The organism is Burkholderia anthina (genome assembly GCF_902498995.1).
Classification (GTDB): Bacteria; Pseudomonadota; Gammaproteobacteria; order Burkholderiales; family Burkholderiaceae; genus Burkholderia; species Burkholderia anthina.
Genome location: NZ_CABVLY010000009.1, coordinates 97,074 through 121,587 on the forward strand (window position 1 = coordinate 97,074; position 24,514 = coordinate 121,587).

27 protein-coding genes are annotated in these 24,514 nt (G+C 66.9%); 12 read left to right on the plus strand and 15 right to left on the minus strand.

Annotated elements, in window-relative coordinates; all coding sequences use genetic code 11:
- Positions 1-89: 89 nt before the first annotated feature.
- Both BME24068_RS13980 and BME24068_RS13985 read right to left on the minus strand, forming a co-directional pair.
- Positions 90-500, minus strand: coding sequence for an ACT domain-containing protein (locus BME24068_RS13980; protein ID WP_096503213.1), 411 nt, complete (start codon positions 498-500; stop codon positions 90-92).
- Positions 501-748: 248 nt separating this feature from the next.
- On the minus strand, positions 749-1,153 hold the full coding sequence (locus BME24068_RS13985) for a RidA family protein (protein WP_096503215.1): 405 nt from the start codon (positions 1,151-1,153) through the stop codon (positions 749-751).
- A gap of 151 nt (positions 1,154-1,304) precedes the next feature.
- Here BME24068_RS13985 and BME24068_RS13990 point away from each other — a divergent pair, with 151 nt between their 5' ends.
- The gene (locus BME24068_RS13990) at positions 1,305-2,288 is read left to right on the plus strand and encodes a LysR family transcriptional regulator (protein ID WP_174926427.1); all 984 of its coding nucleotides are present in this window, start codon (positions 1,305-1,307) and stop codon (positions 2,286-2,288) included.
- 61 nt (positions 2,289-2,349) lie between these two features.
- On the opposite strand, the gene BME24068_RS13995 is transcribed toward BME24068_RS13990, so the two are convergent.
- The 11 genes from BME24068_RS13995 to BME24068_RS14045 form a co-directional block, all read right to left on the minus strand.
- Positions 2,350-2,862, minus strand: coding sequence for an ureidoglycolate lyase (locus tag BME24068_RS13995; protein ID WP_174926428.1), 513 nt, complete (start codon positions 2,860-2,862; stop codon positions 2,350-2,352).
- Positions 2,859-3,872, minus strand: a complete 1,014-nt coding sequence (gene alc, locus BME24068_RS14000; RefSeq protein ID WP_096503221.1) for an allantoicase — start codon at positions 3,870-3,872, stop codon at positions 2,859-2,861. Before alc ends, BME24068_RS13995 begins: the two co-directional genes overlap by 4 nt.
- Positions 3,873-3,934: 62 nt before the next feature.
- Entirely contained in the window at positions 3,935-4,456 is a 522-nt protein-coding gene (gene uraD, locus BME24068_RS14005; RefSeq protein ID WP_096503223.1) for a 2-oxo-4-hydroxy-4-carboxy-5-ureidoimidazoline decarboxylase, read from the minus strand.
- Positions 4,453-5,406 carry an allantoinase PuuE gene (gene puuE, locus BME24068_RS14010; protein WP_174926429.1) on the minus strand — a complete coding sequence of 318 codons (954 nt, stop codon included), beginning with the start codon at positions 5,404-5,406 and terminating at the stop codon, positions 4,453-4,455. The genes uraD and puuE overlap by 4 nt, the downstream gene beginning before the upstream one ends.
- Before the next feature lie 149 nt (positions 5,407-5,555).
- Positions 5,556-6,383 carry an aspartate/glutamate racemase family protein gene (locus BME24068_RS14015; protein WP_174926430.1) on the minus strand — a complete coding sequence of 276 codons (828 nt, stop codon included), beginning with the start codon at positions 6,381-6,383 and terminating at the stop codon, positions 5,556-5,558.
- A gap of 10 nt (positions 6,384-6,393) precedes the next feature.
- Positions 6,394-7,878 (minus strand): NCS1 family nucleobase:cation symporter-1, encoded by a 1,485-nt coding sequence (locus BME24068_RS14020; RefSeq protein WP_096503229.1) that lies wholly within the window; start codon positions 7,876-7,878, stop codon positions 6,394-6,396.
- A gap of 149 nt (positions 7,879-8,027) precedes the next feature.
- On the minus strand, positions 8,028-8,732 hold the full coding sequence (locus tag BME24068_RS14025) for a GntR family transcriptional regulator (RefSeq protein WP_174926431.1): 705 nt from the start codon (positions 8,730-8,732) through the stop codon (positions 8,028-8,030).
- A 321-nt stretch (positions 8,733-9,053) separates the two neighbouring features.
- On the minus strand, positions 9,054-9,992 hold the full coding sequence (gene ldcA, locus BME24068_RS14030) for a muramoyltetrapeptide carboxypeptidase (RefSeq protein WP_174926432.1): 939 nt from the start codon (positions 9,990-9,992) through the stop codon (positions 9,054-9,056).
- A gap of 113 nt (positions 9,993-10,105) precedes the next feature.
- Positions 10,106-10,681 (minus strand): tRNA adenosine(34) deaminase TadA, encoded by a 576-nt coding sequence (gene tadA / locus BME24068_RS14035; protein ID WP_174926433.1) that lies wholly within the window; start codon positions 10,679-10,681, stop codon positions 10,106-10,108.
- Positions 10,678-11,079, minus strand: a complete 402-nt coding sequence (locus tag BME24068_RS14040; RefSeq protein WP_174926434.1) for a DnaJ family domain-containing protein — start codon at positions 11,077-11,079, stop codon at positions 10,678-10,680. The genes tadA and BME24068_RS14040 overlap by 4 nt, the downstream gene beginning before the upstream one ends.
- 275 nt (positions 11,080-11,354) lie before the next feature.
- Positions 11,355-12,566, minus strand: coding sequence for an MFS transporter (locus tag BME24068_RS14045; protein WP_174926435.1), 1,212 nt, complete (start codon positions 12,564-12,566; stop codon positions 11,355-11,357).
- A gap of 346 nt (positions 12,567-12,912) precedes the next feature.
- Between BME24068_RS14045 and BME24068_RS14050 the strand changes: the two genes are divergently transcribed.
- The 10 genes from BME24068_RS14050 to BME24068_RS14095 all read left to right on the plus strand — a co-directional run bounded on the left by BME24068_RS14050 (position 12,913) and on the right by BME24068_RS14095 (position 21,786).
- Positions 12,913-13,680, plus strand: coding sequence for a GntR family transcriptional regulator (locus tag BME24068_RS14050; protein WP_096503241.1), 768 nt, complete (start codon positions 12,913-12,915; stop codon positions 13,678-13,680).
- A complete protein-coding gene (locus BME24068_RS14055; RefSeq protein ID WP_174926436.1) occupies positions 13,680-15,419 on the plus strand; it encodes a fumarate reductase/succinate dehydrogenase flavoprotein subunit in 1,740 nt (579 codons plus the stop codon). Before BME24068_RS14050 ends, BME24068_RS14055 begins: the two co-directional genes overlap by 1 nt.
- 17 nt (positions 15,420-15,436) lie before the next feature.
- Positions 15,437-15,682: a 4Fe-4S dicluster domain-containing protein gene (locus tag BME24068_RS14060; protein ID WP_096503245.1), complete on the plus strand. Its 246-nt coding sequence runs from the start codon at positions 15,437-15,439 to the stop codon at positions 15,680-15,682.
- Between the two features lie 38 nt (positions 15,683-15,720).
- Positions 15,721-17,145 carry an ABC transporter substrate-binding protein gene (locus BME24068_RS14065; RefSeq protein ID WP_174926437.1) on the plus strand — a complete coding sequence of 475 codons (1,425 nt, stop codon included), beginning with the start codon at positions 15,721-15,723 and terminating at the stop codon, positions 17,143-17,145.
- Between the two features lie 37 nt (positions 17,146-17,182).
- The gene (locus BME24068_RS14070) at positions 17,183-18,058 is read left to right on the plus strand and encodes an ABC transporter permease (protein ID WP_096503249.1); all 876 of its coding nucleotides are present in this window, start codon (positions 17,183-17,185) and stop codon (positions 18,056-18,058) included.
- Entirely contained in the window at positions 18,055-18,843 is a 789-nt protein-coding gene (locus BME24068_RS14075; RefSeq protein WP_174926438.1) for an ABC transporter ATP-binding protein, read from the plus strand. Before BME24068_RS14070 ends, BME24068_RS14075 begins: the two co-directional genes overlap by 4 nt.
- Before the next feature lie 32 nt (positions 18,844-18,875).
- Positions 18,876-19,871: a HEAT repeat domain-containing protein gene (locus BME24068_RS14080; protein ID WP_174926439.1), complete on the plus strand. Its 996-nt coding sequence runs from the start codon at positions 18,876-18,878 to the stop codon at positions 19,869-19,871.
- Entirely contained in the window at positions 19,868-20,209 is a 342-nt protein-coding gene (locus tag BME24068_RS14085) for a gamma-butyrobetaine hydroxylase-like domain-containing protein (protein ID WP_174926440.1), read from the plus strand. Before BME24068_RS14080 ends, BME24068_RS14085 begins: the two co-directional genes overlap by 4 nt.
- 160 nt (positions 20,210-20,369) lie before the next feature.
- Positions 20,370-21,254 carry an NAD(P)-dependent oxidoreductase gene (locus tag BME24068_RS14090; protein ID WP_174926441.1) on the plus strand — a complete coding sequence of 295 codons (885 nt, stop codon included), beginning with the start codon at positions 20,370-20,372 and terminating at the stop codon, positions 21,252-21,254.
- Positions 21,255-21,303: 49 nt separating this feature from the next.
- A complete protein-coding gene (locus tag BME24068_RS14095) occupies positions 21,304-21,786 on the plus strand; it encodes an NUDIX hydrolase (protein WP_174926442.1) in 483 nt (160 codons plus the stop codon).
- 9 nt (positions 21,787-21,795) lie between these two features.
- Here the strand turns inward: BME24068_RS14095 and thpR are convergent, their stop codons facing one another.
- Positions 21,796-22,383 (minus strand): RNA 2',3'-cyclic phosphodiesterase, encoded by a 588-nt coding sequence (thpR, locus tag BME24068_RS14100; protein ID WP_096503261.1) that lies wholly within the window; start codon positions 22,381-22,383, stop codon positions 21,796-21,798.
- Between the two features lie 255 nt (positions 22,384-22,638).
- Positions 22,639-23,286, minus strand: coding sequence for a GntR family transcriptional regulator (locus BME24068_RS14105; protein WP_174926443.1), 648 nt, complete (start codon positions 23,284-23,286; stop codon positions 22,639-22,641).
- A gap of 53 nt (positions 23,287-23,339) precedes the next feature.
- Here BME24068_RS14105 and BME24068_RS14110 point away from each other — a divergent pair, with 53 nt between their 5' ends.
- Positions 23,340-24,506, plus strand: a complete 1,167-nt coding sequence (locus tag BME24068_RS14110; protein ID WP_174926444.1) for a pyridoxal phosphate-dependent aminotransferase — start codon at positions 23,340-23,342, stop codon at positions 24,504-24,506.
- The last annotated feature ends 8 nt before the right edge of the window (positions 24,507-24,514 follow it).

Below are 24,514 nucleotides of genomic sequence, written 5' to 3' on the forward strand. Positions count from 1 at the left end.
GTGCGCCGGAGGTTGTTTGCCGGCGCGATCCTCTCCGTTCGCGGGCCCGGAAACGGGCCCGTTTTTTTTGCGTGCGGCGAATGCGTGCGTCAGTCGCGCGACGCGTCGCGCTGCAGCGCGACCAGTGTGTCGAGCGCGCGCGCACCGTCGCCGAATGCGACGAAGATGTGATCGTGGCACGCGGCCGCCATCACGTTGCAGCTGATGCCGGCCGCGCCGAGCGCCTGCGCGAACGCGGCCGTCAACCCGACCGCCTGCAGGTCGGAATGCACGGTCAGCGTGATCCACGCGGCGCGAAACAGCACAGGCCAGCCGCGGCGGGCCGCCGTTTCCTCGCTGACGATCACCGTCAGTCCTTCGGCTTCCTGGAACGTGGCGACCGTTTCGGATAACGAAACGTCGATGCCGTTCGGCAGCGATACGAATGCGTACGCGCCCGGATGCAGCTCGGGTTGCATCGTGCGCAACAGGGTCGCAAGGTCGTTTTCAGGCTGGCTCATCGGCGGGAATCATCCGGCATGGACGTCGTGGGGTGGCAATGCGGGCACGATAGCACGTGCGATGGCCGGCGCCGGCGTGATGAACGCGTGAGCGCCCCACCCGCAATCCTCGTGTGCAGCTTCGGCATGGCGACACGGCGCAATGCGGTGCCGATCGCCGCGCGGCTGCATCGCGCGGATGAACGGAGGACGCCCCTCTCGCCGTGGCGCATGCCAACACGGCACGCAATCAGCCCGTCGGGCCCCGCTCACCCGTCGACCGTCTCCGGCATCCGCGCGATCGCCTTGATCTCGAACTGGAAACCGTACAGCCAGGTCACGCCGACGGCGGTCAGCGTCGGATGCGGTGCGTCGCCCCAGTACTCCGGAACGATCTGCCAGATCCGCTCGAACGTCGCTTCGGGATCGACGAGAAATACCGTCACGTCGACCACGTCGTCGAACGTACAGCCGGCTGCGTGCAGCACCGCGTTCAGGTTCTCGAACGCACGCCGCACCTGCGTGTCGAGCGCCGGTTCCGGCGAACCGTCGTCGCAACTGCCGACCTGCCCGGACACGAACAGGAAGCCGTTCGACTTCACCGCCGGCGAATACCGGTTGCGCTCGTACAGCGCCCGGCGCCCGGGCGGGAAAACTACGCTACGCTTCGTCATGCCGATCCTCCATTCATCCTTGGGGCCAACCGCCCCGGTATCAACGATGAAGGCACTTTAAGGACCGCTGCCCGACCGATAAACAGGCAATCGTGTCCAGCACTGTTTGCGAAACCCAAACAATTTCCGAGCGACGCGGAGCACACACCCGATGGATCGATTCGACGCGATGCAGGCGTTCGCCCGCGTGGTGGAAACCGGCAGTTTCACGAAGGCGGCCGAGACGCTGCACATGAGCCGGACCAGCGTGACGCAGCTGGTGCAGCAACTGGAAGCGCGACTGCGCGTGAGGCTGTTCAACCGCACGACGCGCAAGGTCGTCGTCACGGCCGACGGCGCCGCCTACTACGAGCGCGTGGTGCGGCTGCTCGCCGACATGGACGATGCCGAGACGAGCCTGTCCGGTGCATCCGCATCCCCGCGCGGACGGCTGCGCGTCGACGTGCCCAGCCCGTTCGCGCGGCTGATCCTGATCCCGGCGCTGCCCGCGTTCCACGCGCGCTATCCGGACATCCAGCTCGACATGGGCGTGAGCGACCGCGTGGTGGACGTGATCGGCGAGAACGTCGACTGCGTCGTGCGCGGCGGCGAGCCGACCGACCAGGCGCTGGTCGCGCGCAAGGTCGGCGACCTGCGGCTCGGCGTCTACGCATCGCCCGACTATCTGGCGCGCGCCGGCACGCCGTCGCATCCGGCGGAACTCGAGGACACGCATCACCGGATCGTGGGTTTTCTTTGGGCGCGTACCGGCAAGGCGCTGCCATATGCGATGGAACACGACGGCGAGCGCGTCAACGTGCGCGGGCGCTACGTGCTGGCGGTCGACGACGGCAACGCGTACGTCGAGGCCGGCCTCGCCGGCCTCGGCATCCTGTGGCTGCCCGACTACATGGCCGAGCGGCACCGCGCGCGCGGCGAGCTGGTGCCGCTGTTCGGGCACTGGCGGCTCGATCCGATGCCGATGTACGTGGCCTACCCGCCGAACCGGCACGTCAGCGCGAAGCTGCGCGTGTTCATCGACTGGATCGCCGCGTTGACGGCACAGCATGCGCCTGTCACCGAGCGGCGCCGCGGCAGCAGCGGCCAGCACGACACCCGCAAGCGTCGCGCGAACGCCCGGCGCGACGACGCATGAAAAAACCCGCGCATCGTGCGCGGGTTTCGTCGAACGGAGAACGGCTACGCGAGCCGATAACTCAGGCCGTCAACGCATGCAGCGCTTCGTCGGTGAGCCACAGCGACTCCTGCAGATCCTGCTCGTTCAGGTTCAGCCCGTCGCCGCCGCGATCGACGACGATGAAGTCGCTGACGCCGCCCAGCGCGATCAGCGGGTGATGCCACACGCCCTTCGCGTAGTTCACGCCTTGCCACCCGCTCGTCACGAACGCGCGGATCTTCGACGGATCGAGCTCGCCCGCCGGCGCGACGACGACGAGATACGGCTGGTCGTTCAGCGGCACGAACGCCTGGCTGCCGAGCGGATGACGCTCGAGCATCTTCACCTCGAACGGCAGCGTGCGCGGCTGGCCGCGGAACAGGTTCACGAGCGTGCGGCCGTCTTCGTCGGTCACGTCGACTGTCGCGAGATCGTGAAAGCGGATCGTCGTGCCGAGGTTGATCGGAATCTGCCTCGCGCCTTCCGTTTCGATCACGTCGCCGAACGGCGCGAACGCTTCCTTGGTCAGCGGTTCGATTGCAAGCGTCTTCATTGGTCGAGCGTCCCCCACAGACGCAGGCGCGATACGCCGCCGTCCGGAATGATGTTCAGGCGCACGTGGGTCACCGGGCCCAGCGCTGCGATTTCCTGTTCGAAGTAGTGCTGCTTGTCCATCTGCAGCTTCTGTTCGCCGAGCAGCACCGGCCAGAACATCGACTGCGTGATCAGCGAGCTGTCGGTACCGCCCGACACGTACGCGGCCTGGATCGAGCAGCGATCCGGGTAGTTGCCCTTGAAGAACGCCGTATCGACTTCGATCTTGCGGATCACGCCCGGCCGCGCCAGCGCGATGATCGCCCAGTCGTTGCCCGGTTCGCGGCGGCGGCGGGTTTCCCAGCCGTCGCCCATGTTCACGCCGCGGCCCGGCAGCAGCAGGTTCGACGCGACGCCGAAGTGCTGGTTGTTCGCCGCCACCACGTAGCCGCCGTTTTCCATCGCCGCGAGATCGAACTGCTCGGTCGCGCTCGCGCCGGCCCAGTCGAGCTGCGGCTGGCCGTACACGCGCAGGCGCGCGATGCCGCCGTCCGGATAGATGTTCACGCGCAGGTGCGTGAACGCACGGGCGTCGCTCGCTTCGACGTAGTGATGGCTGTTGCCCTGCAGCGTCGTCGACGGCACGATCTCGACCCATTCGGTCGCGTGCGTCGGCGCGCCGTCGGCCACGTACGCGGCCTCGATCGACGCGGCCGGCGGGAAATTGCCGGTGAAGTGGCTCGTGTCGATGTCGAAGCCCTTGATCACGCCCGGGCGCGCGAGCTTGACGATGCACCAGTCGTAGCCCGTCGTGCGCTTGCGGCGCGTCTCCCAGCCGTCCATCCACTTGCCGTGGTCGTCGTACTTGCCGGGGATGAATACCGCCGGCTCGGGGTTCAGCATCCGGTCCTTCGGCGCGAAGAAGTCGTCGCTGGCCTCGAGCGCCTGCGCACCGAGACGCGGGTCGGCGAGGTTCACGTAGCGCCGCGTGAAATCGGGTGCGTTCGGATCGAGAAGCGGAACAGCCATGATGTTTCCTTGTTTCAGTGAGGCGGTCAGGCCGCTGCCACGCAGCAGGCCGTATTGCGGTGTCAGGCGTCGATCAGGTCGTCGAGGCGGAAGCGCGCGATCCGGTAGATCTGGTCGAGGCTCGTGCGCAGTTCCTCGGTGCGCGAATGATTCACGCGCGCCTCGAAGTTCGCGATGATGCCGTGCCGGTCATAGCCGCGCACCGCGAGGATGAACGGGAAGCCGAACTTCTCGCGATACGTGCGGTTCAGCGTCAGCAGCTTGTCGAACTCTTCCTGCGTGCACTGGTCGAGGCCCGCGCCGCTCTGCTCGCGCGTCGACTCGGCCGTCAGCTCGCCGCGCACGGCGGCCTTGCCGGCCAGCTCCGGGTGAGCGTTGATCAGCGCGAGCTGGCGCACTTCGCCGCTCGCCTCCACCGCGCCCGACATCGTCTTGTGCAGCGCGTCGATATTCGCGAACGGCCGCTCGCCCGCGGCGATCTCGGCCACCCACGGCGAATGTTCGAAGATCCCGGACAGCGCCGCGACGAATGCGCTCGGCGCCATCGTGTTCAGTTGATCCAACGTGTAACGCATCGCCTTCATGCTTTCCCTTCGTTTCGATGATTGGGCTGATACGGATGATGTTCACGCCAATGACGCGCAATATCGACACGACGCGTCACCCATACGCGATCGTGCTTTTCGATGTGATCGAGGAAACGCTGCAGCCCGCGGAAACGGCCCGGCCGGCCCAGCAGCCGGCAGTGCATGCCGATCGACAGCATCTTCGGCGCTTCGTCGCCTTCCGCGTACAGCACGTCGAATGCGTCGCGCAGGTAGTCGAAGAAGTGATCGCCGGTGTTGAAACCCTGCGGCGTCGCGAAGCGCATGTCGTTCGTGTCGAGCGTGTACGGCACGATCAGTTGCGGCGACGTGCCGCCGCCCGATACTTCGACGTTCATCCAGAACGGCAGGTCGTCGCCGTAATTGTCGGAGTCGTACAGGAAGCCGCCGTATTCCGCGACGAGACGGTGCGTGTTGGGACTGTCGCGGCCGGTGTACCAGCCGAGCGGGCGCTCGCCCGTCACGCGTTCGATCGCTTCCATCCCGAGACGCATGTGCTCGGCTTCGAGCTCGGGCGTCATGCTCTGATAGTGGATCCAGCGCCAGCCGTGGCATGCGATTTCATGACCGAGCTCGACGAATGCGCGTGCGAGTTCCGGATGGCGTTCGATCGCCATGCCGACCCCGAACACCGTCAGCGGCAGCCCGCGCTTCTCGAATTCGCGCAGGATGCGCCACACGCCGGCCCGCGAACCGTATTCGTAGATCGATTCCATGCTCATGTGCCGATCCGGATACGCGGCCGCGCCGACGATTTCGGACAGGAACTGCTCGGAGCCCGGATCGCCGTGCAGCACGCAGTTCTCGCCGCCCTCCTCGTAGTTGAGGACGAACTGCACGGCGACGCGGGCGCGCCCCGGCCAGTTCGCCTGCACGGGATGGCGGCCGTAGCCGATCAGGTCGCGAGGATAGTTGGGATCGAGTGACATGGTTCGAAGTGCGGCGAAAGCTTGCTGAAATAATGGGTTCGCATCAGCCCGCGCGGGTGCCGGAGGGACGCCGTGCGGGCCGATGCGATGACGGCCCAGTGTAGCGAAAAGGTTCATACGCGCCCATACAGCGGCGCAGATAGTGCATGTCAGACGGAGTGTATGTGCGGTTGCGGCAAATTCGGGACCGGTTCCGGTGCGGCAACCCCGCTTCGGGCCGTGGCGGCGGCCGCCGGCAGGTCGTCCGGCGGGCTGAACCGCGCGAATTCGCCGTCGTAGCGCTTCGGCAGCGGCCGCGCGTAGTCGCCGCGCTTCGCGGTCGCGAGCCGCAGCGACACGAGCGCCTCGGCCCACTTGACGGCCGCCGTGACGCCCTCGACCACCGGCGCGCCGATCTGCTGCTCGATCTCGTGCGCGAACTCGGCCATCCCGGCGCAGCCGAGCACGATCGCGTCGGCGCCGTCCTCGTCGAGCGCGCGCCGGCATTCGTCGACGATGATGCGCCGCGCGGCCGAGCCGGGCCGGTCGAGCTCGAGCACGGCCACGTCGGTCGCGCGCACGTTGCGGCAGAACCGCTTCATCCCGTAGCGTTCGGCAAGATGCCACGCCATCCCGCACGTGCGCGCCAGCGTCGTGACGATCGAGAAGCCCGGCGCGAGCACGCTGGCCGCATGCATCGCCGCCTCGGCGATCCCGATCACCGGCCCGCGCGCGACCTCGCGCGCCGCATACAGGCCCGGGTCGCCGAAACACGCGATCACGTAGGCATCGACACCTTCGCGCTCGCCGTGCACGATCTCGGCCAGGAGCCCCGGCGTCGCGAGCGCCTCGTCGTAATACCCTTCGATCGACGGCGGCCCCATCGGCGGGCTCACGGCGACGACTTCCGTGCCCGCGGCCGCGACTTCGCGCGCGCAACGCCCCATCGCGTCGGTCATCCGCTGCGTCGTATTCGGATTGATCAGCTTGATCTTCATCGCGCGCTCCTCAGGCCTTCGCGTTCACGAGCAGCCGGTAGAACAGGAAACCGAGCCCCGCGCCGATGAACCACGAGAAGTTCGCGGCGGCCTGCCAGCCCGGCACCATCACGCAAACGATCGCGATCACCGCGGCCGGCAACAGCGCCGCGAGCGCGCGGCGGTTCACGCCGCCCGTGTACCAGTACGCGCCGCGCTCCGACATCGTGTAGAGATCGTCGCGCACGAGCCGGCCGCGCTTGACGAGGTAGAAGTCGGCGACCAGCACGCCGTACAGCGGACCGATGAACGCGCCGAGCACGTCGAGCGTGTAGTGGATCACCGCCGGGTTGTTGAACAGGTTCCACGGCGTGATGAAGATCGATGCGACGGCCGCGAGCATCCCGCCCGCGCGCCAGCTGATCAGCCGCGGCGCGACGTTCGAGAAGTCGAACGCCGGCGACACGAAGTTCGCGACGATGTTGATGCCGATCGTCGCGATCGTGAAGGTCAGCGCGCCGAGGATCACGGCGGTCGGATGGTCGATGCGGCCGACCGTCTCGACCGGATCGGTGATGAGTTCGCCGAACACCGGCAGCGTCGCGGCCGTCGTGATCACCGTGACGAGCGAGAACGCGAGGAAGTTGACGGGCAGCCCCCAGAAGTTGCCGCGCTTCACTTCGCCGAACGAGCGGCAGTAGCGCGAGAAGTCGCCGAAATTCAGCATCGGCCCGGAGAAGTACGACACGACGAGCGACACGGCCGTGATCATCACCGGGATCACTTCCGCGCCGTGATACTTGACGCCGCCGAGGTTGATGCCGATGTTGCGCCAGCCCGCGCGCCACACCATGTAGCCGGCCAGGATGAACATCACGACGTAGACGGCCGGGCCCGCGAAGTCGATGAACTTCTTGATCGTCTCCATCCCGTTCCAGAACACGAACGCCTGCAGCACCCACAGCAGCATGAAGCCGGCCCAGCCGATCGCCGACAGCCCGAGAAAGCCGTAGCGATGGACGTCGGCGTACGGCATCCATTGCGGAAAGAACTTCAGCACGACGATCACGAGCGCGCTGGACGCGAGATAGGTCTGGATGCCGTACCACGCGATCGCGATCAACCCGCGGAGCACGGCCGGCACGTTCGCGCCGAGCACGCCGAACGTCGCACGGCAGGCGACCGGATACGGCACGCCGATCTGCTGGCTCGGCCGCGCGATCAGGTTGCACAGCCGGTTCACGATCGTGATGCCGACGATCAGCGCGATCAGCACCTGCCAGCTCGTCAGCCCGAGTGCGAACAGGCTGCCCGCGAACACATAGCCGCCGACGCTGTGCACATCCGACATCCAGAACGCGAAGATGTTGTACGAACCCCACGTCTGATTTTTTAGGGGTGCCAAATCTTCGTTGTACAAACGTCTGCTATAGCCGTCCGGCAACGTGGGATCGCTGCCCTCGCCGCCTTCTTCCGCCGGATACGCGCTGTCGTGCGCGACACTGAACTGAGCCATGACTTCTCCTTGACGCGGCCGGACAGCCGCTCCACCGTCATCGATATCGCTCCGGATCGTCGCCCGGAGTCGGACTGGCAGCCGGCGGCAGATACCGCCGGCCTGCATTGCTCTCGTTCTGTGGCGCGCGGCCGGGTTCGCGTCGCCGCTCAGGCGCCGCCGAACACTTCGCGCAAATCGACCTGCCCTTGCGCGGGCCGGTCCAGCATCTTCAGTTCGACATGCTGCAGGTGGTGCGCCATCAGCGTCACCGCCCGCTTCGGATCTCCCGCTTCCAGCGCGGTCAGGATCTCGTCGTGGTCGTCGCACGAGCACGGGCTGCGCCCGTGCGATTCGTACAGCGCCGACATCAGCGTCGAGCGTGCGACGAGCCCGTCGAGGCACTCGCAGAGCGTCGCATTGCCCGTCAGCGCCGCGAGCGCCGTATGGAATTCGCCCGACAGGCGGATCCATGCCGCGAAGTCGTGCCGCTCGAACGCACGGCGTTCCTTGTCGATCAGCGCGGCGACGCCCTTCAGCCGCTTCGCGCCCGGGCCCGTCGCGAGCCGCTCCACGACGGCCAGCTCGACGATCCGGCGCATTTCGAACACCTCGTGCACGTCCTGCAGCGTCGGGCTCGCGACGAACGCGCCGCGGTTCGGCTCGAGATCGACCAGCTTGTCGGCCGCGAGCTGCGCGAGCGCCTGCCGGATCGGCCCGCGCTTCACGCCGAACACGTCGCAAAGCTGCGCTTCCGTCAGCTTCGCGCCGGGCGCGAGCCGATGCTCGAGGATCGCGGTACGGATCCGCTCGGCGATCGCTTCGGAACCGGCTGCGCCGGACGGGTGGGAATCGGGCTCGTTCATGATCTGCATCGCGTGATGGTCCTCATCCTAGAACGGACATAAAGATTGTCAACAATTCTTTTCTCGAAATGCGCACAATCGGCGTGCGTTTCGATGTACCGAATCGGTGCGTGCCGCTCCGAATCCATGCACATCAAGCCTATCAGGCTTGCCCACGGCCGATCACGGCGTATACCCTCGCGGTCGTTTTGTTGACAAAAATGGTGCGTGACACGGTGCCGACTCGATCGGTGTCGACGAAAAATCCAGACCGTTAGTTGCGCATTTACTTAAAGAAAAAGGCGGGAAATCCCGCCTTTCGATCGTACCCGACCGTCGCATCCGGCCGGCTCAGCCGAGATGCGGATAGTCCGACAGCGTCAGCCGGAAGCCGTGCGCATTCGCGACGAGCTGCGCCTTCGCGCCGAACGGCAGCGTCAGCAGGTCGGGCACGTGACCGAACTGCAGCCCCGTGACGACCGGAATGCCGACCACCGAGCGCACCTGGTCGATCATCGCCTGCATGTCGTAGCCGTTGTCGTATTCGAACGGCCGCGCACCGGTGAACTGGCCGAGCACGAGCGCCTGCTGGCGCGCGAGCAGCCCCGACAGGTGCAGCTGATAGATCATCCGCTCGATCCGGAACGGCTGTTCGTTGACGTCCTCGATGAACAGGATGCCGCCTTCGATATCGGGCATGTACGGCGTGCCGACGAGCGACGTGAGGATCGCGAGGTTGCCGCCCCACAGCGTGCCCGTCACGTTCACGGTCTGCACCTGCGGCGCTTCGGCGACGATCGTCGTGGTCGGCTGCGACAGCGTCTGCCAGAAGTGCTGCATCGTGAAGTCGCTCGGCGTTTCGGCGCCGAAGTCGGCCGACAGCATCGGGCCGCCGAAGGTCTTGATGCGCGCCTTCGCATACAGCGCGAGCTGGATCGCGGTGAAGTCGCTGTGGCCGACGAGCGCGATCGGCTGGTCGCGCAGGCGACGCTCGAGCCCGAGATAGTCGAGCCCGTGCAGGATGCGCGCCGCGCCGTAGCCGCCGCGCACCGCGAGCGCGATGTCCGGCAGCGGCCGCTCGGGATCCGCCAGGCGGTTCAGGTCCCCCGCCCGCTCGCCGTCGGTGCCGCCGAAACGCTGAAAGCGGCGCTGCGTCGCCTCGATGTTCTCGATGCGATGCTGCGCACCGCTCAGGCGTTCGAGCGCGCGATTGATCGCATCGGGATCGTGCGGATAACCGGAGGGCGCCAGCAGGCGGATAGTGTAGGACGCGGCGGGCTGGAAGGACATGGCGAAAGGTATCGGGTCGTCAAACCTGCTTAGAGGGTCCGAACCGTCTCCGGTTCACGGGCCGGGATCGCAGCGACGCTCACGGAAGCCGGCCGCTGCGCGAGGCGATGCGCTTATGACGCGCCGGATGCCGCGTCGCGGGCCAGCCGCGCTTCGCGCAGCGCGCGGCGGCGCTCCGCGAAGAACGACTTCAGCGCGGCGCCGCACTCGTCGGCGAGCACGCCGCCGGTCACGTCGGTATGGTGGTTGAGCTGCGGATTGGCGAACGCGTCGATCACGCTGCCGCACGCACCCGTCTTCGGATCGGCGGCGCCGTACACCACGCGGGCGATGCGCGCATGCATGATCGCGCCCGCGCACATCAGGCACGGCTCGAGCGTCACGTACAGCTCGCAGCCGGGCATCCGGTAATTCTGCAGATGCTGCGCGGCCATGCGCAGCGCGGCCATTTCCGCATGAGCCGACGGGTCGTGCCCGCCGATCGGATGGTTGAAGCCGCGCGCGATCACTTCGTCACCGCGCACGAGCACCGCGCCGACCGGCACTTCGCCGGCCGCGCGCGCCTCTTCGGCGGCAGCCTGCGCGAGACGCATGAAATGCAGATCGCGCGCCGACACGGGCGAGGCTTCGGAAACAGGAGAAGGCGCGACGGATTCGGTTGCCGCGGGGTGCAGCGCGTCGGCGCTCACATCGGCCCCGCTTCGGCCGACACTTCGTCGAGCCCGCGTTCGCACAGGCGTTCGGCGATGCGCCGGCAATAGTCGCGCGGCATCACCATCGGGCCGCCGCGCAGCGATTCGAGCGCCATGTCGAGCGCGAGGATCTTCGCCTGCAGCCGGCAGCGCGCAGTCCGGTCGCTGACCGCCTGCAATTCGTCCTGCAGATTGCGCAGCGCGCGCAGTTGCTCGACGGCCGGCGGCACGAAACCCGCGTTCTTCAGGATACGGTTGGCCACCCGCACCTCCTCGGGTACGAGCAGGTCGTCGTCCAGCGCCTGCGGCGCGCCGGCACCCGGCAAGTCGTCGAACTCGCCCCGCGCGGCGGCGGCGGCGATACGTTGTTCGACCAGTGCGTCAAGCAATCTCATCAGTCAATCGGAACAATGCGGCAGCCGAATTCTAGCAGGGTGACGCGTGGATGACAGGCTCTTCGAAGGTATGCTCGATATTGTGTTTTTTAGGGGCCGAATCGCCGCGCATGCGTGCCGATCGACGCGATTTGCCGCTCTGCTGCGCCGCAGCAGGCTCCGCGCGGGCTTGGTGTCATTTCGGACCGGCAGCGTCCGCCCCCGTTTTTTTATTGTGTATCCTTGCAAATCGACGTTCGTTTCGCTGCCAACACCGCCCTTGTGGTCCTGCCCGGTCACACGGCAACCGTTTGCGACGGCGCCTTCGGAAACGGCCTGAACATCATCGCCACGGCGAACGCGGCGATGCCGATCACGAACGATCCGATGTACAGCCAGCCGTAGCTGCCGAGCGCATCGACGATCAGGCCGCCCGCGACGGGCCCCGCCGCCATCCCGAGGCTGCCGGCCATCGCGCTGCCACCGATCACGGTGCCCATCATCCGCAGCGGAAAATTCTCGCGGGCGAGCACCGAATACAGCGGCATCACGCCCGCATAAATGAAGCCGAACAGCATCGCGACCGCGTAGAACCCGTCGAGCGTGCGCACGAAGTAGTAGCCGAGCGCGCCCAGCGCCTGCGCGAGCAACCCGGCCGCCAGCATGCGCTTCGCGCCGAAACGGTCGCCGAGCAGCCCGAATGCGATCCGCCCGCCCAGCCCCGCGAGCCCTTCGACGCTGTAGATCGACACCGCGGCGATCAGCGGAATCCCGCAGGTCACCGCATAGCTGACCGTATGGAAGATCGGCCCGGAGTGCGTCGCGCAGCAGAAGAAATTGGTCAGCAACAGCACGACGAACTGCGGCGAGCGCAGCGCGTTGCCGACCGACAGCGGCGCGGGCGCACCGGCCGCCACCGGTTCGGCAGGCGGGCGGTCGAGCGCCGGCGGGCGGCGCACGAGCAGCGACGCCGGGATCATCACGGCGGCCGCCAGCACGGCGATCGTCAGCATCGACGCGCGCCAGTCTTCGCGTGACACGAGCCACGCGGCAAGCGGCGACATCGTCATCGGCGCCATCCCCATGCCGGCCGACACCAGCGACACCGCGAGGCTGCGGTGCGTGTCGAACCAGCCCGTCACGCACGCCATCATCGGCGCGAACACCGCGGCGGCGGCACCCCCGACACCCAGTCCGAAAATCAGCTGGAACGCGAGCAGCGACGGCGCACGGCTCGCGAGCGCGAGACTCGCCGCCAGCAGCACCGCGCCCGTCGCGACCACCGCGCGCGTGCCGATCCGGTCCGACAGGCTGCCCCACGCGATGCTCGCGAACGCCATCGCGATGAAGCCGAGCGTCATCGCGGCCGAAATGCCGGTCATCGACCACCCCGTGTCGCGCGCGACGGCCCGCAGGAACACCGGCAGCGAAAACATCGCGCCGATCGCGATGCAGCTCAGCAGGCCGCCCGCGGCGACGATCACCCAACGGTATCGGGAATCCGGCATCCGGTAGCTCCTTTCTCTGTCCAGCAGCCATCGACGGGGAACCGGGCAGCGTTCGCGCACGGGCGCGGCGACGCCATCCGGTCGACATCGATACGACGAACGACACATCGGGAAATCGACACGCGCGGCACGCCAGCCGCGAATTTCCGATTGTCGGCCGATTTCCGCGCGTGGCAAGCGGCCAGGGGGACCGATCGACGTGCCGCCCGGCATCGGCCCCCATCATTCGGTCCACGGAACCCCACCCCGCTTTTCCGGAATCGGAAAGTCGAAATCAGAAATAGTTGGTTTGGGCGCGCGAGCCCGCTCACTACACTCCAGTCTTCTTGTCATAACAAGTTGACCGATGACCCCACCCAACGTCGTGCCGCTATCGACGGCCCCGCTCTACGTGCAGATCAAGGACACGCTGCGCGCGCGCATCCTCGACGGCACCTATGCGCCGCACAGCCGGATGCCGTCCGAGCACGAACTCTGCGCGATGTTCGACGTGAGCCGCATCACGGTGCGCCAGGCGCTCGGCGACCTGCAGAAGGAAGGCCTGCTGTTCAAGCTGCACGGCAAGGGCACGTTCGTGTCGAAGCCGAAGGCATTCCAGAACGTGACGTCGCTGCAGGGCTTTGCCGAAGCGATGTCGTCGATGGGCTACGAGATCGTCAACCAGCTGCGCAGCTTTCGCACCGTCAAGGCCGATCGCCATCTCGCGACGAAACTGAACGTGCCGGAAGGTGCGCCGCTCGTCGAGATCCACCGCGTGCGGCTCTTGAACCGCGAGCCCGTGTCGCTCGAACAGACGTGGGTGCCCGAAGCGCTCGGCAAGCGGCTCGCCGGCGCCGATCTCGCGACCCGCGACATCTTCCTGATCCTGGAAAACGACTGCGGCGTGCCGCTCGGCCACGCCGACGTGTCGATCGACGCGATCCTCGCCGACGACGAGATCGTCGATGCGCTGCGCGTCGAGGAAAGCAGCCCGGTGCTGCGCATCGAGCGGCTCACGCACGACGCGTCGGGTACGCCGATCGACTACGAATACCTCTACTTCCGCGGCGACGCCTTCCAGTACCGGTTGCGCATCGACCGGCAGAAGACTCGCCAACCTGCAAGGAACCCGTGATGAATACCCATGTACTCGAATACGACATCGTCGTGGTCGGCGGCGGCACGGCCGGCCCGATGGCGGCGATCAAGGCGAAGGAGCGCGACCCGTCGCTGCGCGTGCTGTTGCTGGAGAAGGCGCACGTGAAGCGCAGCGGCGCGATCTCGATGGGGATGGACGGACTGAACAACGCGGTGATCCCCGGCCATGCGACGCCCGAACAGTACACGCGCGAAATCACGATCGCCAACGACGGGATCGTCGACCAGGAGGCCGTGCATGCATACGCGACGCACAGCTTCGCGACGATCGAACAGCTCGACCGCTGGGGGGTGAAGTTCGAGAAGGACGGCACCGGCGACTACGCGGTGAAGAAGGTCCATCACATGGGCTCGTACGTGCTGCCGATGCCGGAAGGACACGATATCAAGAAGGTGCTGTACCGGCAGTTGAAGCGCGCGCGCATCGCGATCACGAACCGGATCGTCGCGACGCGCGTGCTGACCGACGCGCAAGGCCGCGCGAGCGGCGTACTCGGCTTCGACTGCCGCACGGCGGATTTTCACGTGATCCGCGCGAAGGCCGTGATTCTGTGCTGCGGCGCGGCCGGCCGCCTCGGGCTGCCGGCGTCCGGCTACCTGATGGGCACGTACGAAAACCCGACCAATGCGGGCGACGGCTACGCGATGGCCTACCACGCGGGCGCCGCACTCGCGAACCTCGAGTGCTTCCAGATCAATCCGCTGATCAAGGACTACAACGGGCCGGCCTGCGCTTACGTGACGGGCCCGCTCGGCGGCTTCACCGCGAACGGCAAGGGCGAACGCTTCATCGAGTGCGACTACTGGAGCGGCCAGATGATGTGGGAGTTCTACCAGGAACTGCAAAGCGGCAACGGCCCGGTGTTCCTGAAGCTCGACCACCTCGCGGAAGAAACGATCCAGACCATCGAGCAGATCCTGCACACCAACGAGCGGCCGAGCCGCGGCCGCTTCCATGCGGGGCGCGGCACCGACTACCGGCAGCAGATGGTCGAGATGCACATCTCCGAGATCGGCTTCTGCAGCGGGCACAGCGCGTCCGGCGTGTACGTGAACGCCCGCGCGGAAACGACCGTGCCGGGGCTCTATGCAGCCGGCGACATGGCGGCCGTACCGCACAACTACATGCTCGGCGCGTTCACGTACGGCTGGTTCGCCGGGCAGAACGCGGCCGACTACGTGGCCGGACGCGATCACGCGCCGGTGGACGACGCGCAGGTCGCGGCCGAGCGCACCCGCGTGCTCGCGCCGCTCACGCGCGAACGCGGCCTCGCGCCCGCGCAGGTCGAATACAAGCTGCGCCGCATGGTGAACGATTACCTGCAACCGCCGAAGGTGACGCGCAAGATGGAAATCGGCCTGCAACGTTTTGACGGAATTATTGAGGATATCGAAGAAATCAAGGCGAACCATCCGCACGAACTGATGCGTGCCGCCGAAGTGCGGGCGATCCGCGACTGCGCCGAAATGGCTGCGCGTGCGTCGCTGTTCCGTACCGAGAGCCGCTGGGGACTGTACCACCATCGCGTCGATTTCCCGCATCGCAACGACGCGGAATGGTTCTGCCACACGTGGCTGCGCAAAGGTGCCGCCGGTGCGATGCGCAGCGAGAAGCGTCCGGTCGAACCCTACATCGTGCCGCTCGCCGACGACGAGCGCAGCGCCTACGCGCACCTGCGCATCCGCGAACCGGCCGCACTCGCGGCCGCCCTGTGACTCCGAGGAGCCTTACCGTGTCCCATACCCCGCACGACATCTTTCTGCGCAGCAGCGCGCCCGTGACGATCGACGAGGACCGCTGCATCGCCGACAAGGGCTGCACCGTCTGCGTCGACGTGTGCCCGCTCGACCTGCTCGCGATCGACGTGACCAAGGGCAAGGCCTACATGCAGTTCGACGAATGCTGGTACTGCATGCCGTGCGAACGCGACTGCCCGACCGGCGCGGTCAAGGTCGACATCCCGTACCTGCTGCGCTGACCTGGCACGCCGCTTCTCCACCATCGGACCTACGACACATGAACCCTACGCTACGGATGTTCCGCCTCCTCGCCGCCTCGCTCGCGCTGTCGGCCGCCGGCCTCGCGCACGCCGAAACGATCCGCGTCGCGATCGGCACGCAGGACACGACGATCAACTGCGCGACCGGCGGCCTGCTGATTCGCGAGCTGCATCTGCTCGACAAATATCTGCCGCACACCGGCAAGTACCAGGACGTGAAGTACGACGTGCAGTGGAAGGACTTCACGTCCGGCGCACCGCTGACCAACGAGATGGTCGCCGGCAAGCTCGACTTCGGCGCGATGGCCGATTTCCCCGGTGCGCTGAACGGTGCGGCGTTCCGCAAGGCCGGCCGCAAGAGCGTGTTCATCACCGTGCTCGACGGCAGCATCGAAGGCAGCGGCAACGGGATCGTCGTGCCGACCGGTTCGCCGGTGCGCTCGCTCGCGGACCTCAAGGGCAAGACGATCTCGGTGCCGTTCGCGTCGACCTCGCACGGGATGCTGCTGCGCGCGATCAAGGCGCAGGGCTGGAACCCCGATACCGACGTGAACATCGTCACGCAGGCGCCCGAAGTGGCCGGCAGCGCATTGAAGGCCGGCAAGATCGACGCGCATGCCGACTTCGTGCCGTTTGCCGATCTGTTCCCGTATCGCGGCATCGCGCGCAAGATCTACGACGGTGCGCAAACCCATGCGCCGACTTTCCACGGCGCGCTCGTCGACGCGGACTACGCGCAGCGCTATCCGGAGGTGGTCGTCGCGTACCTGCGTGCCGCGATCGAAGCGAACCGCCTGCTTGCGCAGAATCCCGAGAAATACAGCCTGCTGATCGAAAAGGTCACCGGCATCGAGGCGCCGGTCGACTACCTGTATCACGGGCCGCTCGGCATCCAGACCCGCGACCTCACGTGGAAGCCCGAATACCGGCAGGCCGTCGCGACCGCCATCGACACGCTCAAGCTGCTGAAGAAGACCGACACCGCGCCCGATCCGGCGACCTTCATCGACGACCGCTATATCCGCGCCGCCTTCAAGGCGTCGGGGCTCGACTACGACGCCGCGCTGAAGCACTACGGCAAGCAGCCGCTCGTCGCGAACGACGCGACGACGGGCAAGCCGATCCGCGACTTCAACGACGTCGCACAGGTCTGGCTGGTCGACGACGAACCCGTACGTCACTACGCGAGCCCCGCAGCCGCGTTCACTGCGCTCGGCAAGCTCGGCCCGGCCGCGAAGGTGCGTGCGGTCTTCGTGCACGACCATGCGAGCGGGCTGAAGCTGTTCGCAGACCAGGCGTGGTACGTGAAGGACGCGCACGGCGCGTTGAGCGCATTCCTGCTGAAAACGAGCGCCGATGCGTACGCACAGCGGGTGTCCGGTTCGGTCGTCGACTACGCGGCCGCGAAGACCGGCGCCGCGCAAGCGCTTGCATCGCGCTGAACCTTCCCCGCCCTCTTCACCGACACCGGATATCCGCATGGCCGCCACCGTCGAGCTTGCCAAACGCCGTCTCTCCGAATCGCCGCGCGCCGGCGACACCCGCACCACGCATGCCGCCGCGCATGCGCGCCCGACCTCGTTGCGCCGCCGCGCATGGCGAATCGCGTCGCTCGTCGCGTGCGTCGCGCTGTGGCAGGCGGCCGTCCAGTGGCGGCTGTCGCTCGGCATCGTCACGTTCGCGAACGTGCCGGCGCCGGCCGACGTCGGGCCTGCGCTATGGTCGCTGCTGCATTCGCCGAAGCTGCCGATGCACCTGTTCGCGAGCATCACGCGCGTACTCGCCGGCTTCGTCGCGGCGGCATTCGCCGGCGTCGGTCTCGGGCTCGCGATCGGCCGCTATCGTGCGCTCGAAGACACGCTGCTGCCGCCGCTCGAAGTGCTGCGGCCGATTCCGGCCGTCGCGTGGATTCCGCTCGCGATCCTGATGTTTCCGTCGTCCGAACTGAGCATGATGTTCATCACGTTCGTCGGCGCGCTGTTCCCGATCCTGTTGAACACCGTGCACGGCGCCGAAGCCGTCGACCCGCGGCTCGTCGCGACCGCTCGCAGCCTCGGCACGCGCGGCATCGCACTCTACGCGGAAGTGATCCTGCCGGGCGCGGCGCCGGCGATCTTCACGGGGCTGTCGATCGGGATGGGCACGGCGTGGTTCTGCCTCGTCACGGCCGAGATGATCGCGGGCCAGTACGGCATCGGCTATTTCACATGGGAGTCCTATACGTTGCAGAACTACCCGGACATCGTCGTCGGGATGGCGCTGATCGGCCTGCTCGGGATGGGCAGCAGCCTGCTCGTCAAACGAATCGGCACGGCGCTCACGCCGTGGTACGCACCGCGTGGAGGCCGGCAATGACCACCGCCGCTCTTGCCACGGCCGCACCGGGCCGCGTCGGCGTACGTGCGCTGACGATCGAACTCGGGCCGCCGCATGCGCGCTTCGCGGCGCTCGATGCACTCGACGTCGACATCGCACCCGGCGAATTCGTCTGCGTGCTCGGGCCGTCCGGGTGCGGAAAGTCGACGCTGCTCGGCGCGCTCGCCGGACACGTCGAGGCCACGCACGGCGAGATCGTCGTCGACGGCGAACCGGTCGACCGCCCGCATCCCGATCGCGGGCTCGTGTTCCAGCAGCACACGCTGTTTCCATGGAAGCGCGTGATCGACAACGTCGCATTCGGCCTGAAGATGAAAGGCGTGCCTGCGCGCGAGCGTCGCCGCGAAGCCGCCGCGCTGCTCGAACTCGTCGGGCTCGGCGACTACGGCGCGCACTACCCCGCGCAGTTGTCCGGCGGCATGCAGCAGCGCGTCGAGATTGCCCGCGTGCTGATCAACCGGCCGCGCATCCTGCTGATGGACGAACCGTTCGGCGCGCTCGACGCGCAGACGCGCCGCATGATGCAAACGCTGCTGCTCGACATCTGGTCGCGCATCGGCACGACCGTGTTGTTCGTCACGCACGACATCGAGGAAGCGCTGTTTCTCGGCGACCGCATCCTGATGCTGTCGCCGCGGCCCGCACGCATCGTCGTCGACATACCGGTGCCGCTCGCACGACCGCGCACCGACGACAGCACCACCGAGTCCGCGTTCGTCGACATCAAGCGCCGCTGCCTCGCGCTCCTGCGCGACGCCGTTTGATCGCGCGCCCCTCACCGCTCCGCCTATTGCCCATGACCGCTTCTTCTCCTGCTTTCCCGCTGCCCGGCGCGTTCGATCCCGACCTTGCCGGCCTCGTCGCGCGCGTCGGTTCGCCCGACGCACCGGTGCGCCGCCTTGCACTCCTTGAACTCGCCGACCTCGAGGATCCCGATCTCGTGCCGGCATTCGTTGCAGCACTGCGCGACGATCCGTCGGCCGACGTGCGCGGCGAAGCCGCGCGCGTGCTCGGCGCGTGGGAACAGCCCGACGTCGTCGACGCACTGTGTCACGCGCTGCTCGACCCGGACGACGGTGTACGCGCGACCGCTGCACAAAGCCTGTCCGAGCTGAAGGACGTGACCTCCGGTGCCGTGCTGTGCCGCTGGGCCGAACGGCCGGAACCGTTCGTGCGCGGCGCCGTGCTGCGCGGGCTGCGCGAACTGCGCGACCCCGACGCGTTCGCGCCGGCACTGCGCGCGCTCGACGCGGACGCGGCGGCCGTGCGGGCGGAAGGCGTCGCCGTGCTCGGGTGGCTCAAGGACGCTCGCGGGCTCGCGCCGCTCGCCCGCGTGGCGACAGCCGACGCTCATGCCGACGTACGACGCATCGCGGTCGGCGCGGTCGGATTTGCGGCATCGAGCGACACAGCCGTCGCGACCGCATTGCTTGCGGCATTGCGCGACGCCGAATGGCAGGTCCGCGAAGAAGCGGCCGCGACGCTCGGCAAGCTGCGCATCGCAGCCGCGCGTGCGCCGCTCGTCGCCGCGCTCGACGACGATTACTGGCAGGTGCGATTGCGTGCGGTGCGCGCGCTCGGACAGTTGCACGATGCCGCAGCAGCATCGGCCGTCGTCGCATTGCTCGCGCATGCGATCAGCAACCTGCGCAAGGAGGCCGCGCTCGCGCTCGGCGAACTGCGCGATCCCGCGACGTTGCCCGCATTGCATGACGCGCTGGAGGATCGCGATCCCGAAGTCCGCAAGGCCGTGCGGATCGCCATCGCGCAGATCGAAGGAGACGCACGATGATCGCGCCGACCGAGATCCTGCTCGACCATGCGGCCCGCGCGTTGACGCTGCGCTGGCCGGATGGCGCTACGCAACGCATCGGCTATGCGCGGTTGCGCCGCGATTGTCCGTGCGCCGCGTGCAGGAAAATCCGGTTCGACGGCGGCAGCGTTCGCGCGCAACCGGGCCTGATGCTGGACGGTGTCGAAGCGGCCGGCTACGGCATCCGGCTGCTGTTCGGCGACGGTCATGCGCGCGGTATCTATCCGTGGCCGTATCTGGTCGAACTCGGCAAGAACCGACCGGATACAGGCCTCGCTTCGCACGGCTTGCATGCTCGCGACGAGTCCGCGGGCTGAATACCGAACGAACGGCCTTCGATCTGCCGTTTCACCGTCCCACCGGGTCGCGATCCGCACGGCTTCAGTGCACCCCACCGGCACGCGCCCGCACGAGTCCGAAAACGCTGCGATACTGACGCCTGCGCGCTGCACTCGCCTTTCCCGAAGGAGCACGGACATGCAAACGGCAGTCGGATTCATCGGCCTCGGCGTAATGGGCACGCCGATGGCACTCAACCTCGCGCGGGCCGGCACGCCGCTCGTCGTGTGGAGCCGGTCGCACGGCAGCGACGATGCGCTGCGCGATGCCGGCGCGCAAGTCGTCGAACGCGTCGACGACGTGTTCGACGCGTGCCGCACCGTGCTGCTGATGCTCGCGAACGACGCCGCGATCGATACCGTCCTTGCCCGCGGCACGCCCGATTTCGCCGCACGCGTCGGCGGACACGCGATCGTGAACATGGGCACGAATTCGCCCGAATACTCGCGCGCGCTCGCCGACGAAATCGCCGCCGCATCCGGCCGCTACGTCGAATCGCCGGTGTCGGGTTCGCGCAAGCCGGCCGAAGCCGGACAGCTCGTCGTGATGCTGGCCGGCGCGCCGGAAGACGTCGCCGCGATCCGCCCGCTCGTGAAGCCGCTGTGCCGCGACAGCTTCGTGTGCGGCGACGTGCCGGCCGCGCTGACGATGAAACTCGCCGTGAACCTGTTCCTGATCACGATGGTCACGGGCCTGACCGAAGCGACGCATTTCGCGCAACGCCACGGCATCGATCTCGGGCGCTTCGCCGACGTGCTGAACGCCGGCCCGATGGCAAGCGACGTGTCGCGCGTGAAGCTCGGCAAGCTCGTCGCGTCGGACTTCGACGTGCAGGCGGCAATCACCGACGTGCTGAAGAACGCGCGGCTCGTCGCCGAATCCGCGCGCGGCATCGGGATCGCGTCGCCGCTGCTGGACATCTGTCATGCGCTCTATGGCGAAACCGAGCAGGCCGGATACGGCTCGTCCGACATGGTCGCCGTGATTCATGCAATCGAGCAGCGCAGCAACGACGTGCGATGAATCGCAGGTACACCAACCCGTTCGCGTCCGCTGACGCCTAGACCCGATCATGTCCGAACCCTCACGCTCCCCGACCGCCGACGCATCGCCGCTGCGTGCCGTTCCTGCCGTGATCGGCGTCGTGCTGCGCGACCGCGACGTGCTGCTCGTGCGGCGCGCGAATCCGCCGGACGCGGGCCGCTGGGGATTCCCCGGCGGCAAGATCGAACCGGGCGAGCCGATCGCGGACGCGATCGTTCGCGAGATCGCCGAAGAGACGACGCTCGACGTCGAAGCGCTCGACGTACTCACCGCGCTCGACTCATTCGATCACGATGCCGCCGGCCGCGTGCGCCAGCATTTCGTGATGGTCGCGGTGCTGTGCAGATGGCTGCGCGGTACGCCCGCTGCCGGCGACGACGCGCTGGAGGCACGCTGGTTCGATCTCGTTGAACTCGAACGCGACGATCTGCCGATGAGCGCGGGCGTGCGCGACGTTGCGCTGCGTGCCGTCGCGCGGGCCGCGGACATCGACCGATCGAACCGTCCGTGAGCGGCGCCCTTACTGCAAGCCATCGTCGCTCAACGGCCAGCACCCTTTGATTTCATGATGTGTCTTGCCGAACCAGCTGTCGATCAGCACGAATTCGCGCACGCGCCACGTAATCGGCGCAATCTCGCGCGGCCGGAATCGGTGTTCGCTATACAACAACGTGACATGAGGCGTGAAATGCCTGCCTGATGCGCGAAACCCGGCCCAGTTGAGCGCGTCGACCAGTTTCTGATGGAACGCAGTCAATGCACCCGGCGCGATCTCCGGGGTCAGCACCCACGGAAAATTTCCCGGCCGGCCCTTGAAGCTGAGAATCCGGTCGAACGTCACGTCGAACGGCGCCACGTGGATGCGTTGCGCCGCCAGGCACGCACGTGCGGCGACGCCCGACGGCACCTGCATGAACGGCCCGAGCGACTGCAACGTGATGTGGAAACGGTCGGCGTCCTGCAACCGGCCTTCGACGGGCACCTCGGCCTGCAGTCGGCCGGCCTGGTCCGCGATGCGCGCGGCGGTATCCGGATCGGGCTTCACCGCGAAGAACAGGTGATGCTCCAGCCGGCCCGCTTCGATTCCGGGTAGCGTCAGTTGGGTCATGGCAGCATGGGAAATACGCCGAAGATGACGCTTCCATTATGGTCAATCGGACGACCATGTGCCCACGGCATAGAAAATGCCCGGCAGGTTCCCCTGCCGGGCATTTCGCATCGTTCGATGCCGTGATCCGTTACCGGGGCATGCCCCATTCGCCCCCTTGGCGAATATCCCGATCAACGCTTCGTCGAAGGAACGCGTTGACTCGTGGGCGGTGTATGCGGACACGTTACCCACCTGGCGTGCGGGTTGCGGCAGTCAGCGCTCAAGTGCCGCCGCGAGCGCGTCACCCGCACCAATAATATGGCTGGAGAGCGCCGCGCAGGCCGCTTCGACATCGCGAACACGAAGTGCCTCGACAATCTGCTTGTGTCCATCATGCGACTGGGACTGCCAGTCCAGCCGTTTCCACGCAGCGAATAAATGGCGTGTGCTGGCACGATGCAGGTCGTCAATTGCGGTGAGTAGACGCGGCATCGCGCAATGCTCGACCAGCGCGCGATGCAACCGCTGATTGAGCACTTCGAGCTGCAACACGCTGCGCTCGGACGATTCGTCTTCGAGCAGTCGATCAATGTCGGCAAAGCCGGCGTCGGCTAACGCCGGCATGGACTCGCGCAACGCGAGCGTTTCAAGCGCCGCCCGCATTTTCGCGACCTCCCGCACCGCCAGCGGATCAAGCGGTGCCACACGCACCCCGCGCCTCGGCTCCGAAACGACGAGACCCTGCGCTTCGAGTCGCCTGAAGGCCTCGCGCACGGGCACGTGGCTCGCCTTGAACTGGATAGCCAGTTCGTCCTGACGCAAGCGCTCGCCTGGCGCAATGTCGCCCGAGATGATGCGCTCCGCTAGCGACGTCGCGATTTGTCCGGCGATCGAACGATTCTCCTTGACATTGAAGTTCATTGCGAACATCCTTTTTGTAGATTATCTATAATCTATCACGAAATGGAGATCGCATGAGCCGCAATCGCCCAGCACGTCTTGCGCACATTGCCGGTATTGGCGTCGATCGAATGGGTTCATTGGCCGACCACACGGGCGGCGACCTGTTGCGCCTCGAGAATCTCGACACGGACATCGCGCCAGTGGCTGAAGTGCTGGCAATAACCCAGGCGTCCGTTGTGCGCGATTCGGCCAATTCCTATCTGCCGTTCGTGGGCCACGATCGATTGCGCGCGACCGCTGCCGCGCATGTCTCGGCGCTGTCCGGCGTGCCCTACACCGCCGACAACGTCGTGATTTCCGCGGGCGGCTTGTCCGGCATCCTGAATGTGCTGCTCGCCACCATCGAGGTCGGCGACGAGGTGATCGTCACGGACCCGACCTACGCCGGGTTGTTGAACCGGATCCGGCTGGCGGGTGGCTCGCCGCGGCAGGTGCCGTTCGACTTTAATCAGGAAGGCGAATGGAAACTGAACCGCGCGGCGCTGCGGACGGCCATTGGGCCGCGAACGCGCGCGATGCTTCTGATGTCGCCCTCGATGCCCTCCGGCGGCGTATTGGATTCCGAAGACTGGGCGCTCGTCGCTGAACTGTGCGTGCGCAACGATCTTCTGCTGATCGTCGATAGCGCAATGGAACGGCTGCTGTTCGATGGACGCAAGGTGATCCATCCCGCCGGTTACGCGGGGATGATCGATCGCACGGTAACGGTTGGCGCCGCCTCAAAGGAATTGCGCATGATTGGCTGGCGCGTCGGCTGGATCGTGGGGCCGGCTTGGCTCATGCCGGACCTGATTGCCGTGTCGCTCGCCAACGTCGTGGTACCCGTCGGCATCGCGCAGGAAGCGGTGTCCGTCGCGCTGGAGCGCTCCAACCAGGATTTGCCCGCTTATGTCGCCGAGCTCGAGCGCCGGCGCGACACGATTGCGAACGCGCTCGCGGGATTGCCATTCGGCATGCCGGCGGGAGGCTGGTCGATGTTGTTGCGCGTCTCGGAGTTTGGCCTGACCGGTGAGCAAATGGCACAACGCCTGTTCGCCCGTGGAGTCTGCGCGACAGGCATGGCGGGATGGGGACACCAACACGGAAACGACTACATTCGATTCGTGTTTTCCAATGAACCTGTCGAGCGTTTGCGCAACCTCGGCGACAAGGTTCGCCGTGCGCTTGACGGCGGCTGAAACTGGCA

What these genes read in the sequence shown, in the direction of transcription:
- BME24068_RS13990 (WP_174926427.1), top strand. Translation starts at nt 1,305, where the DNA reads ATGGATCGATTCGACGCGATGCAGGCGTTCGCCCGCGTGGTGGAAACC.
- BME24068_RS13980 (WP_096503213.1), bottom strand. Translation starts at nt 500, where the DNA reads ATGAGCCAGCCTGAAAACGACCTTGCGACCCTGTTGCGCACGATGCAA.
- BME24068_RS13995 (WP_174926428.1), bottom strand. Translation starts at nt 2,862, where the DNA reads ATGAAGACGCTTGCAATCGAACCGCTGACCAAGGAAGCGTTCGCGCCG.
- BME24068_RS14070 (WP_096503249.1), top strand. Translation starts at nt 17,183, where the DNA reads ATGGCCGCCACCGTCGAGCTTGCCAAACGCCGTCTCTCCGAATCGCCG.
- puuE (WP_174926429.1), bottom strand. Translation starts at nt 5,406, where the DNA reads ATGTCACTCGATCCCAACTATCCTCGCGACCTGATCGGCTACGGCCGC.
- BME24068_RS14075 (WP_174926438.1), top strand. Translation starts at nt 18,055, where the DNA reads ATGACCACCGCCGCTCTTGCCACGGCCGCACCGGGCCGCGTCGGCGTA.
- alc (WP_096503221.1), bottom strand. Translation starts at nt 3,872, where the DNA reads ATGGCTGTTCCGCTTCTCGATCCGAACGCACCCGATTTCACGCGGCGC.
- BME24068_RS14085 (WP_174926440.1), top strand. Translation starts at nt 19,868, where the DNA reads ATGATCGCGCCGACCGAGATCCTGCTCGACCATGCGGCCCGCGCGTTG.
- BME24068_RS14105 (WP_174926443.1), bottom strand. Translation starts at nt 23,286, where the DNA reads ATGAACTTCAATGTCAAGGAGAATCGTTCGATCGCCGGACAAATCGCG.
- BME24068_RS14110 (WP_174926444.1), top strand. Translation starts at nt 23,340, where the DNA reads ATGAGCCGCAATCGCCCAGCACGTCTTGCGCACATTGCCGGTATTGGC.
- BME24068_RS14080 (WP_174926439.1), top strand. Translation starts at nt 18,876, where the DNA reads ATGACCGCTTCTTCTCCTGCTTTCCCGCTGCCCGGCGCGTTCGATCCC.
- uraD (WP_096503223.1), bottom strand. Translation starts at nt 4,456, where the DNA reads ATGAAGGCGATGCGTTACACGTTGGATCAACTGAACACGATGGCGCCG.
- BME24068_RS14045 (WP_174926435.1), bottom strand. Translation starts at nt 12,566, where the DNA reads ATGCCGGATTCCCGATACCGTTGGGTGATCGTCGCCGCGGGCGGCCTG.
- BME24068_RS14095 (WP_174926442.1), top strand. Translation starts at nt 21,304, where the DNA reads ATGTCCGAACCCTCACGCTCCCCGACCGCCGACGCATCGCCGCTGCGT.
- ldcA (WP_174926432.1), bottom strand. Translation starts at nt 9,992, where the DNA reads ATGTCCTTCCAGCCCGCCGCGTCCTACACTATCCGCCTGCTGGCGCCC.
- BME24068_RS13985 (WP_096503215.1), bottom strand. Translation starts at nt 1,153, where the DNA reads ATGACGAAGCGTAGCGTAGTTTTCCCGCCCGGGCGCCGGGCGCTGTAC.
- BME24068_RS14040 (WP_174926434.1), bottom strand. Translation starts at nt 11,079, where the DNA reads ATGAGATTGCTTGACGCACTGGTCGAACAACGTATCGCCGCCGCCGCC.
- BME24068_RS14055 (WP_174926436.1), top strand. Translation starts at nt 13,680, where the DNA reads ATGAATACCCATGTACTCGAATACGACATCGTCGTGGTCGGCGGCGGC.
- BME24068_RS14025 (WP_174926431.1), bottom strand. Translation starts at nt 8,732, where the DNA reads ATGCAGATCATGAACGAGCCCGATTCCCACCCGTCCGGCGCAGCCGGT.
- BME24068_RS14065 (WP_174926437.1), top strand. Translation starts at nt 15,721, where the DNA reads ATGAACCCTACGCTACGGATGTTCCGCCTCCTCGCCGCCTCGCTCGCG.
- BME24068_RS14015 (WP_174926430.1), bottom strand. Translation starts at nt 6,383, where the DNA reads ATGAAGATCAAGCTGATCAATCCGAATACGACGCAGCGGATGACCGAC.
- BME24068_RS14050 (WP_096503241.1), top strand. Translation starts at nt 12,913, where the DNA reads ATGACCCCACCCAACGTCGTGCCGCTATCGACGGCCCCGCTCTACGTG.
- BME24068_RS14020 (WP_096503229.1), bottom strand. Translation starts at nt 7,878, where the DNA reads ATGGCTCAGTTCAGTGTCGCGCACGACAGCGCGTATCCGGCGGAAGAA.
- BME24068_RS14090 (WP_174926441.1), top strand. Translation starts at nt 20,370, where the DNA reads ATGCAAACGGCAGTCGGATTCATCGGCCTCGGCGTAATGGGCACGCCG.
- thpR (WP_096503261.1), bottom strand. Translation starts at nt 22,383, where the DNA reads ATGACCCAACTGACGCTACCCGGAATCGAAGCGGGCCGGCTGGAGCAT.